Below are 547 nucleotides of genomic sequence, written 5' to 3' on the forward strand. Positions count from 1 at the left end.
TATGATGCGCTTTTTTCTATAGATAGTGAAGAGTCTAATTTTGAATATATGCCAAGTCGTTTGATTGCCCGAGCGATTGATTATGCACGTTTTGGTCAGCTTATGCTCAATGAAGGAAATTGGTATGGTAATCAGATTGTATCAAAAGATTGGGTACAAGAATCTACCCGAGAAAACAAATCAATTCCACGGGATATTTATCCAAAATGGTTTGGCAGAAGCGACAAAAGGATTTATTATAATTATCAATGGTGGGGTCATGTAAATGACGATGGTTCTTTCCATTTCTATGCAAATGGAAATCTTGGACAGAACATCTACATTATTCCCGAAAAAGAAACTGTAATTGTTCACTGTGGTAATTCACTTCAATATTACAGTGGTGATTTTGATTTATGGAATGTTGCTTTACAGTTGAATTAGAATTAAATAACAGCTAAGATTCAAAATAAAAACTGGCTGTAACACGATGTATAAAACATAGCTAATAAGTCCATAATCGAAAGGTTTGTGTATATTTAGAAAGTCAGTCAAATTTTTAATTTGG

1 pseudogene is annotated in these 547 nt (G+C 32.9%); it reads left to right on the forward strand.

What is annotated here, in order from left to right:
- Positions 1-423, forward strand: a pseudogene (locus Q1A01_RS23665) (hypothetical protein); the annotation flags it as partial.
- Positions 424-547: the final 124 nt, after the last annotated feature.

Source organism: uncultured Dokdonia sp., assembly GCF_947492815.1.
Classification (GTDB): Bacteria; Bacteroidota; Bacteroidia; order Flavobacteriales; family Flavobacteriaceae; genus Dokdonia.